Source organism: Rhizobium sp. ERR 1071, assembly GCF_007828675.1.
GTDB lineage: Bacteria > Pseudomonadota > Alphaproteobacteria > Rhizobiales > Rhizobiaceae > Rhizobium > Rhizobium dioscoreae.
Genome location: NZ_VITM01000002.1, coordinates 731009 through 747400, shown reverse-complemented (window position 1 = coordinate 747400; position 16392 = coordinate 731009). Strand labels below are relative to the sequence as shown.

General features: G+C 58.7%; 17 protein-coding genes and 1 riboswitch. Of the genes, 8 read left to right on the top strand and 9 right to left on the bottom strand.

The annotated features are described in order from the left end of the window. Nucleotides 1-78: 78 nt before the first annotated feature. The 5 genes from FBZ99_RS08955 to FBZ99_RS08935 form a co-directional block, all read right to left on the bottom strand. On the bottom strand, nucleotides 79-1227 hold the full coding sequence (locus tag FBZ99_RS08955) for an iron-containing alcohol dehydrogenase (protein WP_145632611.1): 1149 nt from the start codon (nucleotides 1225-1227) through the stop codon (nucleotides 79-81). Then, complete coding sequence (locus tag FBZ99_RS08950) at nucleotides 1224-2609, bottom strand: aldehyde dehydrogenase family protein (protein WP_145632608.1); 1386 nt, start codon at nucleotides 2607-2609, stop codon at nucleotides 1224-1226. Before FBZ99_RS08950 ends, FBZ99_RS08955 begins: the two co-directional genes overlap by 4 nt. A gap of 154 nt (nucleotides 2610-2763) precedes the next feature. Beyond that, complete coding sequence (locus tag FBZ99_RS08945) at nucleotides 2764-4134, bottom strand: glutamine synthetase family protein (protein WP_145316668.1); 1371 nt, start codon at nucleotides 4132-4134, stop codon at nucleotides 2764-2766. A 146-nt stretch (nucleotides 4135-4280) separates the two neighbouring features. Continuing rightward, nucleotides 4281-5852 carry an amino acid permease gene (locus FBZ99_RS08940; RefSeq protein ID WP_113332878.1) on the bottom strand — a complete coding sequence of 524 codons (1572 nt, stop codon included), beginning with the start codon at nucleotides 5850-5852 and terminating at the stop codon, nucleotides 4281-4283. 126 nt (nucleotides 5853-5978) lie between these two features. Further along, complete coding sequence (locus FBZ99_RS08935) at nucleotides 5979-6746, bottom strand: N-formylglutamate amidohydrolase (RefSeq protein ID WP_145632605.1); 768 nt, start codon at nucleotides 6744-6746, stop codon at nucleotides 5979-5981. Between the two features lie 180 nt (nucleotides 6747-6926). Here FBZ99_RS08935 and FBZ99_RS08930 point away from each other — a divergent pair, with 180 nt between their 5' ends. From FBZ99_RS08930 to FBZ99_RS08900, 7 genes are all read left to right on the top strand, one after another. Continuing rightward, nucleotides 6927-7799: a MurR/RpiR family transcriptional regulator gene (locus FBZ99_RS08930; protein WP_095435308.1), complete on the top strand. Its 873-nt coding sequence runs from the start codon at nucleotides 6927-6929 to the stop codon at nucleotides 7797-7799. Between the two features lie 187 nt (nucleotides 7800-7986). Then, nucleotides 7987-9090 (top strand): ABC transporter substrate-binding protein, encoded by a 1104-nt coding sequence (locus FBZ99_RS08925; RefSeq protein WP_113332877.1) that lies wholly within the window; start codon nucleotides 7987-7989, stop codon nucleotides 9088-9090. Nucleotides 9091-9162: 72 nt separating this feature from the next. After that, nucleotides 9163-10056 carry an ABC transporter permease gene (locus tag FBZ99_RS08920; RefSeq protein WP_113351939.1) on the top strand — a complete coding sequence of 298 codons (894 nt, stop codon included), beginning with the start codon at nucleotides 9163-9165 and terminating at the stop codon, nucleotides 10054-10056. Beyond that, nucleotides 10053-10841: an ABC transporter permease gene (locus FBZ99_RS08915; protein ID WP_113351938.1), complete on the top strand. Its 789-nt coding sequence runs from the start codon at nucleotides 10053-10055 to the stop codon at nucleotides 10839-10841. Before FBZ99_RS08920 ends, FBZ99_RS08915 begins: the two co-directional genes overlap by 4 nt. Nucleotides 10842-10852: 11 nt before the next feature. Beyond that, on the top strand, nucleotides 10853-11914 hold the full coding sequence (locus tag FBZ99_RS08910) for an ABC transporter ATP-binding protein (RefSeq protein WP_069612572.1): 1062 nt from the start codon (nucleotides 10853-10855) through the stop codon (nucleotides 11912-11914). Nucleotides 11915-12020: 106 nt separating this feature from the next. Continuing rightward, nucleotides 12021-12167, top strand: a riboswitch (FMN riboswitch). Between the two features lie 89 nt (nucleotides 12168-12256). Then, the gene (locus FBZ99_RS08905) at nucleotides 12257-12733 is read left to right on the top strand and encodes a 6,7-dimethyl-8-ribityllumazine synthase (RefSeq protein WP_145632603.1); all 477 of its coding nucleotides are present in this window, start codon (nucleotides 12257-12259) and stop codon (nucleotides 12731-12733) included. Between the two features lie 58 nt (nucleotides 12734-12791). Continuing rightward, nucleotides 12792-13142 carry a VOC family protein gene (locus FBZ99_RS08900; protein ID WP_113332873.1) on the top strand — a complete coding sequence of 117 codons (351 nt, stop codon included), beginning with the start codon at nucleotides 12792-12794 and terminating at the stop codon, nucleotides 13140-13142. 39 nt (nucleotides 13143-13181) lie between these two features. On the opposite strand, the gene phnF is transcribed toward FBZ99_RS08900, so the two are convergent. The 4 genes from phnF to FBZ99_RS08880 form a co-directional block, all read right to left on the bottom strand. Then, nucleotides 13182-13910 carry a phosphonate metabolism transcriptional regulator PhnF gene (phnF, locus tag FBZ99_RS08895; protein ID WP_113351937.1) on the bottom strand — a complete coding sequence of 243 codons (729 nt, stop codon included), beginning with the start codon at nucleotides 13908-13910 and terminating at the stop codon, nucleotides 13182-13184. Between the two features lies 1 nt (nucleotide 13911). Beyond that, entirely contained in the window at nucleotides 13912-14598 is a 687-nt protein-coding gene (locus FBZ99_RS08890; protein WP_145632842.1) for a class I SAM-dependent methyltransferase, read from the bottom strand. A gap of 119 nt (nucleotides 14599-14717) precedes the next feature. Next, a complete protein-coding gene (locus FBZ99_RS08885; protein ID WP_113390575.1) occupies nucleotides 14718-15113 on the bottom strand; it encodes a VOC family protein in 396 nt (131 codons plus the stop codon). A gap of 69 nt (nucleotides 15114-15182) precedes the next feature. Next, nucleotides 15183-15629: a tautomerase family protein gene (locus FBZ99_RS08880; RefSeq protein WP_145632601.1), complete on the bottom strand. Its 447-nt coding sequence runs from the start codon at nucleotides 15627-15629 to the stop codon at nucleotides 15183-15185. Between the two features lie 120 nt (nucleotides 15630-15749). On the opposite strand from FBZ99_RS08880, the gene FBZ99_RS08875 reads away from it, so the two are divergent. Next, nucleotides 15750-16355 carry a TetR/AcrR family transcriptional regulator gene (locus FBZ99_RS08875; RefSeq protein WP_145632598.1) on the top strand — a complete coding sequence of 202 codons (606 nt, stop codon included), beginning with the start codon at nucleotides 15750-15752 and terminating at the stop codon, nucleotides 16353-16355. The last annotated feature ends 37 nt before the right edge of the window (nucleotides 16356-16392 follow it).

Sequence of the window (16392 nt, the reverse complement as noted above, 5' to 3'; positions counted from 1 at the left end):
CGGCGGCTTTTTCTTTGTCTTGAAATATCAAACGCACCGCTATTTTTCATCCGGCGCGTCAGGTAGTTCGGCGGCGTATCAGAAGCAGTCGCGGAACAAAGCCTTCGTGTTTTCGAGCGTCATCGGCACCGGATTGCCGCCGGCACTCGGATCTTCGATTGCCATGGCGGAGAGTTCGTCGATCCGGTCAGGTGCAATGCCCATAGCCGAGAGGCTTTCCGGCACGCCAAGTTCCGAGCGTAGCTTCAGCACATAATCATAGAAGCCGTCGAAACCACCCGAAATGCCAAGATAGGCGGCGGCGCGCGCAATCTTTTCTTCGATGGCTTTGCGGTTGAAGCGCAGGACAGCTGGCATGACGACAGCATTGGTCATGCCGTGATGCGTGTTGTAGACGGCGCCAATCGGATGCGACAACGCGTGGATGGCGCCGAGCCCCTTCTGGAAGGCGACGGCGCCCATGGCGGCAGCACTCATCATGTTGGCCCGGGCTTCGAGATCTGTTCCCTCACGATAGGCGCGCGGCAGGAATTCCTTGACCAGGCGCATGCCTTCCAGCGCGATGCCGGCCGACATCGGATGGTAGAAGGGTGAGGAATAGGCTTCCAGGCAATGCGCAAAGGCATCCATGCCAGTGCCGGCGGTGATGATCTTCGGCATGCCGACGGTCAGCTCCGGATCGGCAATGACGACACCCGGGAGGAACTTCGGATGGAAGATGATCTTCTTCACATGCGTCGCGGAATTGGTGATGACGCTGGCGCGGCCGACTTCCGAGCCGGTGCCAGCGGTCGTCGGTACAGCGACGATCGGCGCAATGCCTTCGACGCTGGCGCGGGTCCACCAGTCGCCAATATCTTCGAAATCCCAGACCGGGCGTGTCTGCCCGACCATGAAGGCAACGCACTTGCCGAGATCGAGGCCGGAACCGCCGCCGAAGGCGACGACACCATCATGGCCGCCCTCCTTAAACGCTTTTACGCCAGCTTCGAGGTTCTTCTCGTTCGGATTCGGATCGACGTCAGCGAAGATGGCGCGACCGAGACCTGCATCCTCCAGAATATCCAAGGCCGTCGCCGTGATCGCCATCGAGGCAAGTCCCCGGTCGGTGATCAGGAGCGGCTTCTTCATGCCCAGGCTCTTGCAGGCGTCCGCGAGCTCCTTGATACGGCCACGACCGAGCTTGAAGGCGTTCGGATAGCTCCAATTGGCTGAGATAGTGCTCATGCTGTTACTTTCTTCAGATGATAGGATTTCGGGCGCGTCAGATTGTGGAAGCCGATGATCGACAGCGAGCCGCCACGGCCGGTTTCCTTGACGCCGGTCCAGCACAGAGCCGGATCGAGATAATCGGCGCGGTTCATGAAGACGGTGCCGGTTTCGATTTCGCGGCCGATACCTGAGGCGCGCTCGACATCCTTGGTCCAGAGCGAAGCCGTCAGACCGTAGGGACTGTCGTTCATCAGTTCCAGCGCTTCCGCATCGCTCTTCACCTTCATGATGCCGACCGCTGGACCGAAGGTTTCTTCGCGCATGAAGGCCATGGAATGATCGACATTGACGAGGACCTGCGGCGCAAGATAGGCGCCGCCGTCATCGGCCGGGAACAGCTTCGGATCGACCAGCGCCTCGGCGCCCTTGGCAACCGCATCGGCGATCTGTTCACGCACGACCTTGGCAAAGCGCTTATGCGCCATCGGCCCGAGCGACGTCTCAGGATCGAGGGGATTACCGAGCTTATAGTTCGAAACCCAGGCAACCGACTTCTCGACAAAATTGTCGTAGAGCGATTCATGCACGTAGATGCGCTCGATGCCGCAGCAGCACTGGCCGGAATTATAGGTCGCGCCATCCATCAGCGTGTCGACGGCGGCGTCCAGATCGGCGTCTTCCATGACATAGCCCGGATCCTTGCCGCCAAGCTCGAGGCCAAGGCTGGTAAAGGTGCCGGCGGCCGCACGCTCGATCGACCGGCCGCCTTCGACGGAGCCGGTGAAATTGACGAAGTTGAAGCTGCCGGCGGCAATCAGCGCCGAGGTGGTTTCATGATCCAGGAAGACATTCTGGAAGACATCGGTGGGAACGCCGGCCTCGACGAAAGCCTGCACCAGCCGCTCGCCAACGAGCAGCGTCTGGCTTGCGTGCTTGAGAATGACGGTATTGCCGGCCATCAGCGCCGGGGCGACCGTGTTGATGGCCGTCATGTAGGGATAATTCCACGGAGCGATGACAAAGACCACGCCATGCGGTTCGCGCTCGATGCTGCGGGCGAAATTGGCACTATCCTCGACGACCAAGGGTGCCAGTGCGTCGGCCGCGATCGAGGCTACATAGTTCGAGCGCTCGTTGAAGCCGCGATATTCGCCGCCATACTTGATCGGACGGCCCATCTGCCAGGCAAGCTCCGGCACGACGACATCGGCCATCTCATTGAGCCGAGCCACCCCTTTTAGCACGAGCTGGACACGATCCTCCAGCGGACGACGCGCCCAATCCTTCTGCGCCTTGCGGGCGCGTGCGACGACTTCCTTGCCAGCTTCCAGCGACAGCGCCGGACGCTCGGCATAAACCTCTCCGTTCACCGGGGAGACGCATGTGATCATGGTCATGATCGAATTCCTGTTTTCCTGGTCATCCATTGATTGCCCGGATGTTGCGCAAGCAGCAGCCGCATTCAAAGGAGAAACGGCGGACCGACATAACATCCCAGCGCCCTGCCCGATCATAAAATGAAAATCGGGCAGGAGGCAGATCGCAAAAGCCTTACGCTCTTTCGAATCCGCGCGCCACTTCCCAATCGGTCACACGACGATCGTATTCCTCCTGCTCCCATTCGGCGGCGCGGGTGTAGTGATCGATGACATCATCCCCGAAGGCGGCACGCAGCATCTTCGACGTCGTCAAGGCAGTCGTGGCATCGCGCAGCGTGCGCGGTATCTCGCGAACTTCGCGCGCACCATAGGCGTCGCCGACAAACGGCGCCTCGAGTTCAAGCTTGTTTTCGATACCATCGATACCGGCGGCGATCAGAGCCGCAAAAGCCAGGTACGGATTGAGGTCCGAACCCCCGACACGGCATTCGATGCGGATCGATTTCGTATCCTCGCCGCAAAGGCGATAACCGGCGGTACGGTTATCCTTGCTCCAGATCGCCTTGGTCGGCGCGAAGGTGCCGGCCATGAAGCGCTTGTAGGAATTGATATAGGGCGCAAGGAAATAGGTGATCTCGCTGGCATGGGTCAGAAGTCCGGCGACATAGTGCTTCATCATCGGCGACATGCCGTATTTGCCGCCTTCTTCGAAGAACTTCGGGCTCTTTCCGTCGAGGCTCCAAAGCGACTGATGGATGTGCGAGGAGCTTCCGGCGGCACCGTAATTCCACTTCGCGAGGAAGGTGATTGCCTTGCCCTTCGACCAGGCGATCTCCTTGCAACCATTCTTGATGATGGCATGGCGGTCGGCCATGGTCAGGGCGTCAGCATAGCGGACGTTGATTTCCTCTTGCCCCGCCGAAGCCTCGCCCTTCGAATTCTCCACCGGGATGCCTGCGCCCTGAAGGCCGGTGCGGATCGCCCGCATCACCTCTTCCTCCTTGGTGGTCTGGAAGATGTGGTAGTCCTCGTTATAGCCGCTGGCGAGCTTCATGTTGCGATAGCCAGCTTCGCGCGCGCTGTCATAGCTCTGGTCGAACAGGAAGAATTCGAGCTCAGAAGCCATGTAGGCCTTGAGCCCCATGGCTTCCAATCGCTTCACCTGCTTCTTCAGGATGGCGCGCGGAGAATGCGCGACTTCCTCATGTGTATGATGGTCAAGCACATCGCAAAGGACGAGCGCCGTGCCTTCCAGCCACGGGATGCGGCGCAGCGTGGCAAGGTCCGGCTTCATGGTATAGTCGCCATAGCCCTTCTCCCAGCTCGTCGACTTGTAGCCGGAGACGGTTTCCATCTCGATGTCGGTCGCCTGCAGATAATTGCAGCTATGCGTTTCCTTCCAGGCGCTTTCGATGAAAAATTCCGCCTGGAAGCGTTTGCCCATCAACCGGCCCTGCATGTCGACCTGACATGCCAGAACCGTATCGATGAGCCCTTCGGCCACATCTCGCTTGAGGTCGTCGAACGTATAGCTGCTGCTCATAATTTGGTCCGCCTGAACAATGAATTGAAACGTCGGCCTGCCGAACGATACCCCCTTGCGGGATAATCCGCGCGTGCCGCCGTGTCGCTACCGGTGAAAAGGGTCGCAGGTTTGCGACCCCATTGTTTGCAAAGATTGGACTTCGCTTACGTCTCGCCGACGGCGGCTTCCGCTGCCGCGATCTCAGCCTTGCGCTTGGCAATGGCATCGCCGATGGGCGGGCCCTTGAAGCGACGGCGCTCGAAGCCGAACCAGACGATGGCCGTCAGAACCAGGAAGCCGACGGTGATAATGCCCGCCCAGTCGTTCGGCGGCTGAATGCCGAGAACGAAGATGATGATCATCGCGATGATCGACAGCACGGCAAACAGCTTGAACAGCCCTTCCCCGAGGTTCCAAGGGCCCATCTTGTCCCACTTCGCCGTACCCCATGCGAAAAGGCCGAGCGTGATCGGGATCGCAAAGGAGAAGAACAAGAAGATGACGGTGCATGAGACGACGATGGTGTAAACCGGCGTATCGCCGATCGATACCAGCGACGAACCCCAGACGAACAGGACGGAAAGGATCGACCCAGTCCAGATCGCCGAAACCGGCGTGCGGTATTTCGGGCTGACCCGAGACAGAGCCTTAGATCCCGGCAGACCGCCGTCACGCGAGAAGGCGAAGATCATGCGCGAAACCGAGGTTACCGTTGCGAGACCGCACAGCCACTGGCTGATGAAGATCAGCAGATAGAGAATGTCCTTCACGATGGGATTGACCTGTGCGTCCATTGCCCAGAAGAACACGTTCCAGCCCTGCTTGGCGGCATCGTCCATATTCGGCAGCATCAGCACGAACGAGCAAAGCATGATGTAGCCGAAGAGCGCCGACCACAGAACCGACGACACCATGCCGCGCGGAACGGAATGGGCGGCTTTCACTGTCTCTTCCGACGTATGGGCCGAGGCATCGTAGCCGGTGATCGTGTAGATCGGCAGCAGAAGGCCGAGCGCGAAGACCCAGAAAGTCGAAACCTGCGGCCAGACCGGGGCACCGGTTGCCGAGCCGTCGGCAGCAATCGTCGCCAGGCCGGAATAGTTGGTGAAGGTGAAAAGCCGCGCAAAATCATAGGACGGCGCAGCGATCAGGCAAACAGCCGCCAGAAGGATCGAGGTTGCGAAGATTAGATAACCGGAGAAGTCGGTCAGCTTCGCCGTCAAGCCGATACCCATGTGATTGACCAGCGCCTGCAGACCTGTGATGACCACCAGGAACACGATGCGCACCAGCGTGGTGTCGGTCATGTTGAAGTAGCCGCCGAATGCGCCGACGAAGAAGTAATAGGTGCCGACATTGATGGCGCCGAGGACGGTGACGAGGCCGAGCAGGTTGAACCAGGCCGTCAGCCAGCCGGTGAAGCGATTGCCGAGGATCGAGCCCCAGTGGTAGAGACCGCCGGCCGTCGGATAGGCCGAACTGATCTGGGCCATCGCCACAGCGAAGACGAGCGATATGAAGCAGCCGACAGGCCAGCCGATACCAATAGCGGCACCGCCCGCACCCGATGTCGCTTGAGCCAGCGAATTGATGCCGCCGGATAGAATGCAGATGATCGAGAAGGACACGGCGAAATTCGAGAATGAACTCATCCGCCGTTCCAACTCCTGAGCGTAGCCCATGGAGTGCAGGATCTGGACATCCTGCTTCTTGTCTGACTCTGTATAATCAGCCATGCCATTCCCCCTAAAGCCCGGTCGTCCGCGGGATTGCGGAGAACCATGTGTCACATTGACCGCTGACATTTCGCCATGCGGCCCGATCGCAGTTGAACTGCTCCCCGGGGTCTTTTTCTTTTATGCTCAGGCTTCCAGACTGCTCTGGAGAAGCCCCGTCAGATAATCGGCCATGACCCCTTGACCGACGTCATCTCGAATGAGGTCGTTGCGGACCTCGATCATTACGTTATGCAGACCATTGGCGAGCCCATGCAGCTTCAACGTATGGGTGACACCGTCTTGAGGACCGTAAGGCTGGTTGCGCTCTGTCTGATAGAGCGGCGCCTCAGCTGCTGCATCGAGCATGCGATCGGCCAGCCAACGGTCTTCATCATGCAGAATGCCAAGCTCCACCGCCCGTGGCTTGCCATTATAGACCGGCGTGAAGCTATGGATTGTCACGATCACGGTTTTTTGTCCGCGCGCTGCCCTCTCCCTCAAAAGCGACCGGATACGATCGTGAAACGGGATGTAGAGCCCTTCCGTACGCGCTTTTCTATCCGCCTCGCCCAGGTGCTGATTTCCAGGGATCGTATAGATCTCGCTCGTCTCTGGCATGGCACCTGCGCTTTCGGGGGGCCTGTTGCAATCATAGATCAGCCGGGAGAAGCGCTGAAAAACCAAGGTGGCATTCAAGCCGGCGGAAATTCCTCTTGCAACCGCGAGTGCGCCCGGATCCCACGCGATATGGCTCGAAAGCGCCTCGACGGAAAGCCCGAGGTCGCCGAACCGTTCTGGAAGCGCGCGGGAGGCATGCTCACAGACGAGCAAAACCGCACTGCTTCCGTCCGGTCTTTCGACCGCAACGCAATCGCCGTCTGCCTTCGTCAAAATACCTTGCTGCGCGAGCATCGGAGACGCCCCATTGCCGATTAACAAAATGTTTATAAGAAAAGAATTCTTCAGGTTTTCGCCGCTGTCAACTGGAAACTGAAATTATTTCTTCATTTGTGACATTGACTCGAAATGTGACAGCGTTGTTATATCCTGCAAGGAAAGCGGCATCAGACCGTTCCGGGGAGCTAAAATCGAGTGAACAATGCGTCGAAAACAGTTTCAGACGTAATCAATGCGCGCTTTGACACGCTGACGCGCGCCGAAAAGCAGCTCGCCAAGAGCCTGCTCGACAATTATCCCGTTTCCGGGTTGGGCAGCATTACCACCGTCGCCGAGAATGCGCGGGTTTCGACCCCGACAGTTGCACGCATGGTGCAGAAACTCGGATACAAAGGCTATCCGGACTTCCAGGCCCATCTTCATCAAGAGGTCGAGGCAACGATCTCCAACCCCCTGACAAAGCACGATCGCTGGGCATCCAACGCGCCAGGCACGCATATCCTCAATCGTTTCGCCGACGCCATCATGGGCAACCTGCGGCAGACCCTGTCGGATATCGACGTGGCGACCTTCGATGGCGTTGCCGCGCTGCTGTCGGAAAGAAAACGCGGCCTTTATTTCGTGGGCGGGCGCATTACAGGGGCGCTTGCCGAGTATTTCTTCACCCATATGCAGGTCATCCGCCCCAACACGACGCTGCTCTCCTCCAATTCCAGCACCTGGCCGCAATATGTCCTGAACATGAATCCGGGCGATCTGCTCGTCATATTCGATATCAGGCGTTACGAGCAGGAAATGGTCAATCTGGCCGCCGCCGCCCGCCGGCGTGGCGCGGAAATCATCGTCTTCACCGACCAGTGGGCAACGCCCGCCGCCAAGCATGCGAAATACACGTTCCGCGTGCAGATCGAGGCGCCGTCCGCCTGGGATTCATCGGTTGTCACCCTCTTCATCGTCGAAGCCCTGATCGAAGCTGTACAAAGCTCGACATGGGACGAGACAAGCGAGCGTATGAAGACACTGGAAGGTCTTTTCGAGCAAACCAAGCTGTTTCGCAAGCTAAGTTGAAGGGGAATGAAACAGAAAATAACGGTTCGTGAAGGGTGTGAAATACAGCGGCTGTCATACTTGTCGATTAGAAGCAAAAATCGACTGCGTTTTCAGCAAACGCAACACTTTGAAGTCGTCACACAACCTTCATGTAACGTCATTAACAGCAACGCCAGACACTGAAAACCCAAAAGGAGGAAATGCAGTGATCTCGAAAATTCATCGTCTTCTGACAATTTCTACGGCGATGCTCGTCGCTTCGACGGCTATCGCGGCCGCAGAACCGAGCGCCGATCTCATCGCTGCCGCTAAGAAGGAAGGCACGCTGACCACGATCGCCCTGCCCCACAACTGGTGCGGTTATGGCGACCTGATCGCTGCGTTCAAGGCGAAATACGGCATCGAAGTCAACGAACTGAATCCGGATGCCGGTTCGGGCGATGAAGTCGAAGCAATCCGCGCCAACAAGGGCAACACCGGCCCGCAAGCTCCCGACGTGATCGACGTCGGTCTCTCTTTCGGCCCGACGGCCAAGAAGGAAGGCCTGCTGCAGCCGTACAAGGTTTCCACCTGGGATTCCATTCCGGACAGCGCCAAGGATGCCGAAGGCTACTGGTACGGCGACTACTACGGTGTTCTCTCTTTCGTCACCAATAAGGACGTCGTGAAGAACCCGCCGAAGGACTGGGCTGACCTCCTGAAGCCGGAATATGCCAACACCGTTTCGCTCGCCGGTGACCCGCGCACGTCGAACCAGGCAGTTCAGGCCGTCTACGCCGCCGGCCTCGCAGCCGGCGAAAAGGACGCCGCCAAGATCGGCGCCGCCGGTCTCGATTACTTCGCGAAGCTCAACAAGGCCGGCAACTTCGTTCCGGTCATCGGCAAGTCCGCCTCGCTGGCTCAGGGTGCAACCCCGATCGTCGTCGCCTGGGACTACAACGGTCTCTCCTGGCGCGACAGCCTGAACGGCAACCCGCCGGTCGACGTCACTGTTCCGGCTTCCGGCGTTATCGCTGGTGTCTACGTCCAGGCGATCTCGGCTTTCGCTCCGCATCCGAACGCTGCCAAGCTCTGGATGGAATTCCTCTATTCCGACGAAGGCCAGATCGGCTGGCTGAAGGGCTATTGCCACCCGATCCGCTTCAACGACCTGGCGAAGAACAAGAAGGTTCCGCAGGAACTTCTCGACAAGCTGCCGCCGGCCGCCGCTTACGAAAAGGCCGTCTTCCCGACGCTAGAAGAACAGGATGCCGGCAAGACCGCCATCACCACGAAGTGGGATTCCGTCGTCGGTTCGAACGTGCAGTAATCACAACTAACTTGGCCTCCCCGCTTCGGCGGGGAGGTTTTCCGTTTTTTGACGCCGCGGATTGGGCCAATCATGAGCACCGTGACAACATCGACGATCAGCACCACGCCCTTGATCAACAAACGCGTGGTCGTTGACTGGCTGGGCATAGCGCCCTTCCTGATCTTCGCGCTGCTGTTTCTGATTTTGCCGACAATCTATCTGATCGCTGGCGCTTTTCTGACGCCGGACGGCGGCCTGACGCTGAAGAACATCGGCGATCTGTTCACGAAATCCATCTTGGACTCCTATTGGATCAGCATCAGGGTTTCGGTCGCCTCGGCGCTCGGCGGCGCGTTGATCGGCTTTTATCTGGCCTGGGCGCTGGTCATGGGCGGACTTCCGGCCTGGGTGCGCCATGCCTTCCTTACCTTTTCCGGTGTCGCCTCAAATTTCGCCGGCGTACCACTGGCTTTTGCGTTCATCGCCACGATCGGTCGCCTGGGCCTCGTCACGCTGCTGATGAGGGATTGGTTGGGTTTCAATCTCTATTCCACAGGCTTCAATCTCTACAGCTTCGTCGGCTTGACCATCACCTATATGTACTTCCAGATTCCGCTGATGGTGCTGATTATCACGCCGGCGCTGGACGGCATGAAAAAGGAATGGCGTGAAGCCGCATCCATCCTCGGGGCGACCACGAGACAATATTGGCTCATGGTGGCGCTCCCCATTCTCTGGCCGAGCCTGCTTGGCACGACGCTGCTGCTGTTTGCCAACGCCTTCGGCGCCATCGCAACGGCCATCGCGCTGACGGGCAGCTCGCTGAACATCATCCCGATCCAGCTCTACGCGCAAATCCGCGGCGACGTGCTGCACAACGCCAATCTCGGCTATGCAATGGCGCTCGGCATGATCGTCATCACTGGCATTTCCAATGTGATCTACATCATCATGCGTATTCGCGCGGAACGGTGGCAGAAATGAAGCTGCAAAAATTCTTTGCCTGGATCGCTGTTGTCATCGGCGCTATCTATTTCATCGTTCCGCTCATCGGTACGCTGGAATTCTCACTGCGCATGCGTCGCGACGCCTATAGTTTTGACGCCTATGCATCAGTCTTTTCGGACGCTCACTTCCTGTATGCGTTCGGCTATTCGATGCTCATGGCCTTGCTGACCATCATCTTCGGCATGTTGATCGTGGTGCCTACGGCTTATTGGGTGCGCCTCCGTTTGCCCCAAATACGCCCGATCGTCGAGTTCATCACGCTGATGCCGCTGGTCATCCCCGCCATCGTCATCGTCTTCGGCTATCTGCGCCTCTACAATTCGTCATCGATCCTGCCTTTGACAGGCTTCGAGCAGACGACGAACTTCCTTCTTGTCTGCTCCTATATTGTCTTGGCGCTCCCCTATATGTATCGTTCAGTCGACACGGCGATGCGCACGATCGATGTCGGCACCCTGACGGAAGCCGCAGAAAGCCTTGGCGCGAAGTGGACAACCATCATGCTCCGCTGCATTTTCCCCAATGTCATGAGCGGCGTGCTCTCCGGCGCATTCATCACGCTGGCGATCGTCATGGGCGAATTCACGATGGCCTCGCTGCTCAATCGTCCGGCTTTCGGCCCTTACATGCAGCTCGTCGGCGCCAACCAGGCTTATCAATCCTCGGCGCTCGCCATCATTGCGCTTGCTGTCACCTGGCTTAGCATGGGTCTGCTGCAGCTCGTTTCCCGCTTCTCAAAACTGGCTCCGGTTAAGGCGTAAGGCTTCTCACCATGGCTTTTCTCGAACTCACCCACATCAAGAAATCATTCGGCGAAGTTCAGGTCGTTCACGATTTCAATATGCAAATCGAGAAGGGAGAATTCATCTCCTTCCTTGGACCATCGGGCTGCGGCAAGACGACCGTGCTGCGCATGATCGCCGGTTTCGAAACGCCGACCGCCGGCACCCTGTCGATCAACGGCAAGGATCAGCGGGCGTTAAAACCGAACCAGCGGAATATCGGCATGGTGTTCCAGGCCTACGCGCTGTTCCCGAACATGACGGTGCACGACAACGTCGCTTTCGGCCTCAAAGTGGCCGGCATGGCAAAGCCCGACATCGATAAGCGCGTCAAGGAGATGCTGGCTCTCATCAAGCTCGACCATCTCGCCGGCCGCTATCCCTATCAGATGTCCGGCGGCCAGCAGCAGCGCGTGGCGCTCGCCCGCGCTATCGCCGTCAAGCCGCAAGTGCTCCTGCTCGACGAGCCGCTTTCGGCCCTTGATGCCAAGATCCGCATTTCGCTGCGCGAAGAAATCCGCGCCATCCAGCAGCAGCTCGGCATCACCACCGTTTTCGTGACCCACGACCAGGAAGAAGCCCTGTCGATCTCCGATCGCATCGTCGTCATGAATGCCGGTCGCGCCGATCAGATCGGCACGCCTTTCGAGATTTACAACACGCCGGCAACCCGCTTCGTCGCTTCCTTCGTCGGTACGCTAAACCTGATCGAAGGCAAGGTCGTCGATCCCGATAGCAACCGCATCATGATCGGCGATCAGGGTGTGACCCTGAAGCAGTCGGTGACGGCCTATAAACCGGGCGACACCGTATCACTCGCCCTGCGTCCGGAAGCCGGTTCGCTGGCGGAATCGGCCAAAGGCGATACGGCTCTCACGGGCGAAGTCTCTTCGGCACACTTCCTGGGTTCGGTCATTCGCACCCGCATGAACGTTGCTGGCAACACGATTTCCTTCGACATGTTCAACAGCCCCGGGATGATGCCTCCGAGCGTCGGCGAGAAGGTGACGCTGCGCTTCGCCTCCTCCGATCTGCTCGTGATTCAGGATTGAGAAAGCACCCTGCGTCGCAGGGTCATTTTGGAAAATTATTCGCGGACGCCGGGTCAGAAGCCCGGCGTTTTTCTTTGATTTTCATGAGAGAAAGCATTTATAGTCCGGACGTTCTCAGGGCGGGGTGCAATTCCCCACCGGCGGTATGGGGAGTTTCCTCGAGCCCGCGAGCGCCTTCCGAGCCTTCGGAAGGGTCAGCAGATCCGGTGAGATGCCGGAGCCGACGGTATAGTCCGGATGGAAGAGAGCAAGCAGGATCGCACCTCCTCCGCGCGAGGGATGCCGCGATGTTGCGTGTTCGCCCAAGGGATATTTGACAACAACCCTTGAAAGGCAAAATTCATGACCATTTCGATTTCTACCCAGCCGAGCCGCGTCGCGATCATTCGGGCTCGCTGGCATGCCGATATCGTCGATCGCTCGGTCGACTCCTTCGTTGCCGAATGGCAGACGACGGAAGGTGCATCGCCGATCGATATCTTCGACGTGCCCGGCGCCTTGGAAATTCCGCTGCATGCTCAGACGCTCGCCCGCAACGGCCGTTATTCCGCAATCGTTGCCACCGCTTTCGTTGTCGACGGTGGCATCTATCGCCATGAATTTGTCGCCAATACGGTTCTTGATGCTATTATGCGCGTCCAGCTGGACACCGGCGTGCCGATCCTGTCGGCAGTCCTGACCCCGCATCACTTCCAGGAGTCGGAAGCCCACATCCAGTTCTTCAAGGAACATTTCATCATCAAGGGCCGGGAAGTCGCCAGCGCCTGCCGCCACATCCTGGCGGAGCGCGCCAAGCTGCTGCCGGCCGTCACGGTCTGAACCAGCATCGTGGAGGCGCGGCTAGAGCTCGCCTCCACATCACAAGGGAGAAACGTCAGTGACCGTCCTACGCATCATCCCGAACCTGTCCGCCGCCGATCCCGCCACGGCCCGTCTTTTCTACCACGACCTGCTCGGCCTCGACATCGTCATGGATCACGGCTGGATCCTGACCTTCGCCTCTGAAGCGGCAACAGTGCCGCAGATCAGCGTCGCCAGCGAGGGCGGTTCGGGAACGCTCGTCCCCGACCTTTCCATCGAAGTCGACGATGTCGATACGCTTTATCAGCGCGCCACCTCCATGGGCTTCGGCATATTGTATGACCTGACGGACGAGCCGTGGGGTGTCCGCCGCTTCTACGTCCGCGACCCCTTCGGCAAGGTGGTCAATATCCTCTCCCACCGCTAGTTCAAGCTCGCGAAGAGCCTCAAGGGCTCTCCGGCGCTCTCACCGCAGATCGAGATTGAATGTGGTGCGCTCGGCCGGCCAGACCGATTCCGAATAGGTGATCGGCACTCCGTCGGTATCCGCATCCACCTTGCGCGTCACCAGCAACGGCGCGGATTTCGGCTGGCGCAGGATCCGCGCCTCGTCGGCCGTCGGCATGCGCGCCTCGATCTCCGTCGACAAGCGCTCATAGTCGGTGACGCCATAGCTGGCGAGCGCTGCCGAGATTGTCGGATGCCTCAATCTAGCCTGATCGAAATCGGGAAAACGTTCGGCCGGATAATAGGAATCCCCCAATTCCACTGGAATACCGTCGGCCGTCATGACACCGCGACGATGGATGACCGACGCGCCGATTGCGATCTTTAAATGGGCCGCGACGCGTTCGGTCGCCGGCACGATCTCGTGAACGAGCAGCTCGCCGCCCGGTTCGAAACCTTGCTCGATCAGATTTTTGTGGAAGCGGGTGCGTTTCGACAGCGTATAGTCGAGCACGCCCCTATGAACGAAGGTTCCCCGCCCCTGTTCGGCGCGGACCAATCCACGCTGCTCCAAGTGCCCCAGCGCCTGCCGCACGGTGAAACGGCTGACGCCGAACCGCCGCATCAGCTCGGGCTCGGTCGGCAATTTCTCTCCGGGCGCGAAAGTCCCAGCGGCAATATCGGCCGCCAGGATCTCGCCGATCTGATGCCAGAGCGCGCTGCCGCCCTTTCGGTCGATCGTCTCCATATCAGATACGCTTCTCCAGCCGGAACAGCAGCTTGTATTCGGCTGGATAGCTCAACGCATCGAGAATGCTCGGATAATATTTCCGATCCTTGGTGGCACGCACAAAACCATCATAGCCGAAGCGCCTGACGGAAACATCGAAGCCTGCTGCCGTGAAGGCTTCGATATAGTCCTGTGGCGAGCGATCCTGCATGGGCGCGTTGCTGTTGTTGCCTATCAGCTCGAGCCACTTCGGCCAAAGCGGCATTTCATTGTGGCACCCGGTCACCGCGTAATAGACGCCCCCATTGCGCAGGACCCGGAACATCCCCTCGGCATGCTCTCTCAACTCCGGCAGCAGATAGATCACCTCATAGCTGAAAGCCACGTCGAAGCTGTCGGCAAAGGGCGCCAGGTCGGTCGTGACTTGAAACTGGAGCGGCATGTTGCCTGCGGCTTCGACAGCGGCAGCCACCGATTCCGAAGCGATATCGATGCCGACACCGCGTCGGAACGGCCGCATGGCATAAAGCAGCCGTAGAAAGCCGCCACGGTTGCAGCCGAAATCCAGGACGGTCTTCGAGGAGAAATCCCGCTCCGGCACCGTCTCAATGAAGTGGCGCCAATAAGGGCTATGCGATTCTGCCATGGCGGCGTCGCCCTGCGGTTCCTTGTGCCATGTCGCGTAAGTCGTTGCTGCGCTTGTCATCATGCTCTCGCTGTTGGAGTGAACTGAACCCTTTATAACTCCACCTAATGACAGTCGCATGAATTCGTCCGGACGACTGGACTAATAATGATATTCTTTCGCGCGTGATCAGTTAGCTCCTATTGCAGGCAGTCTACCATCCATTGCACGCCGAACCGGTCCGTCAGCTTGCCGTAGTAGCTGCCCCAAGGCTGAACGGCGAGTGGCGTCGTCACCGCGCCGCCCTCAGCCAATCGAGCAAAAATCCTCTCGGTGCTCTCTCGGTCATCCATCATGAGCATATGAGCGGAACCTCTCATCGGCTCGGCATCGTGATTGTCGGAAGCGAAGAACGAGACGCCTGGCCCCTCAAAGCGAGCGTGCATAACCCTGCCCCGCATCGCTTCGTTGGCAAGCGGCACCCCATCAGCACCATGACGAACCAACAGCGTCACTTCGCCGAGCCCGCAGACTGTATAGAAGGCAAGCGCTTCCTCGCAATGCGTCGTGAAAAACAGATAATTGGCGAGTTGCATCTCCTGCCTCCCTTGTTGTCGGACGAGCGGCCCACGCAGCCGCCCGGTATCAATGCCAATTATCTCATCTCACGCGCGATGAGCTTCAACCTCAGGCGCTGCGGCGCTCGCAATAGCGCCAACCAGATCGGCATTGCTGTAGCTTTGTCCCGCAATGCCCCAAGCACCCTCAGGCGCATAGACGATGTTCGACCAGATATGCTCACGCTTGATCCGCCCTTCGGCCGCCTGCTCGACGACATCAGTCGCCCTTGCAATGAAAGCGCGCTTGGCTTCGGTGGTCGCAAGCGCGATTTCGGGCAACTTGAGTTCGATGAAGGCCGCAGCGACGGGCTTTCCGGCTGCCAGCACATGTGCGGCCGGAAGCACATTGATCGAGCCGATGACATTGACCGTCATAAATTCATTCCCGGTCAGGCCGGCAACATCGAGGACTGCACCCGTAAGTCCGGCAAAAGCTTTTGCCTGCGCTTCGGATGAAAGCAGTCCTTCGGACACGGTAAGTGTAATGGGCATGGGGTATCTCCTTGTTGGACCTATGACGGCAATTGATATATACCGATCACTCTTTAACGATACATACCGATCGCTCTCTATGCAAGCAATAAAGAGAGATCGCTCTCAATGGAGATAGCAATGCGCTACAGCGCCGAACATAAGGAAGAGACCCGGACGCGGGTGGTCGCTGCTGCAGGGCAAGTCTTTCGCAGAGAAGGCTATGGCGGCGCAGGCATCGATGCACTGACGAAAGCGGCCGGCGTTACCAACGGCGCCTTCTACGGACACTTCAAGTCCAAGAGCGAAGCGTTTCGCACTGCAGTCGTGGAAGGATTGGAAGAATTGCGCCAAGCGATCCTGACGCTCAGGCAAAACCAGCCGAAAGACTGGTTGAAGGAGCTCGCCAGCTTTTACCTCGGCTACAAGCGGACTTGCGATCTCGGTGACAGCTGCACACTGCCAAGCCTTTCCCCCGATGTCATGCGTGCCGATGAGGAAACGCGCCGCGCCTATACGGTGGAATTGAAAAAACTCATCGCCGATGTCGCCGCCGGCCTGCCGGGGAGCACAAGCTCTGGTGAAACGACGGCAGAGGATCGTGCCATCGTTCTTCTCGCTACGCTGAGCGGTGGTCTGACGCTTGCCCGCGCCGTCTCCGATCCCGCCCTTTCCGTCCACATAGCCGAAGTCATTGAGCGGGCTGCTCTGACAGCGGGCGATCCTCCGCGGCCGCAAAGCGAATGACGATGCAACTCAAGCGGACGAGATGCAGCCGAGACGG

Excerpts from the sequence above, each read along its gene's own strand:
- FBZ99_RS08955 (WP_145632611.1), bottom strand. The coding sequence starts at position 1,227 with ATGAGCACTATCTCAGCCAATTGGAGCTATCCGAACGCCTTCAAGCTC.
- FBZ99_RS08950 (WP_145632608.1), bottom strand. The coding sequence starts at position 2,609 with ATGACCATGATCACATGCGTCTCCCCGGTGAACGGAGAGGTTTATGCC.
- FBZ99_RS08945 (WP_145316668.1), bottom strand. The coding sequence starts at position 4,134 with ATGAGCAGCAGCTATACGTTCGACGACCTCAAGCGAGATGTGGCCGAA.
- FBZ99_RS08940 (WP_113332878.1), bottom strand. The coding sequence starts at position 5,852 with ATGGCTGATTATACAGAGTCAGACAAGAAGCAGGATGTCCAGATCCTG.
- FBZ99_RS08935 (WP_145632605.1), bottom strand. The coding sequence starts at position 6,746 with ATGCTCGCGCAGCAAGGTATTTTGACGAAGGCAGACGGCGATTGCGTT.
- FBZ99_RS08920 (WP_113351939.1), top strand. The coding sequence starts at position 9,163 with ATGAGCACCGTGACAACATCGACGATCAGCACCACGCCCTTGATCAAC.
- FBZ99_RS08915 (WP_113351938.1), top strand. The coding sequence starts at position 10,053 with ATGAAGCTGCAAAAATTCTTTGCCTGGATCGCTGTTGTCATCGGCGCT.
- FBZ99_RS08910 (WP_069612572.1), top strand. The coding sequence starts at position 10,853 with ATGGCTTTTCTCGAACTCACCCACATCAAGAAATCATTCGGCGAAGTT.
- FBZ99_RS08905 (WP_145632603.1), top strand. The coding sequence starts at position 12,257 with ATGACCATTTCGATTTCTACCCAGCCGAGCCGCGTCGCGATCATTCGG.
- phnF (WP_113351937.1), bottom strand. The coding sequence starts at position 13,910 with ATGGAGACGATCGACCGAAAGGGCGGCAGCGCGCTCTGGCATCAGATC.
- FBZ99_RS08890 (WP_145632842.1), bottom strand. The coding sequence starts at position 14,598 with ATGACAAGCGCAGCAACGACTTACGCGACATGGCACAAGGAACCGCAG.
- FBZ99_RS08885 (WP_113390575.1), bottom strand. The coding sequence starts at position 15,113 with ATGCAACTCGCCAATTATCTGTTTTTCACGACGCATTGCGAGGAAGCG.
- FBZ99_RS08880 (WP_145632601.1), bottom strand. The coding sequence starts at position 15,629 with ATGCCCATTACACTTACCGTGTCCGAAGGACTGCTTTCATCCGAAGCG.
- FBZ99_RS08875 (WP_145632598.1), top strand. The coding sequence starts at position 15,750 with ATGCGCTACAGCGCCGAACATAAGGAAGAGACCCGGACGCGGGTGGTC.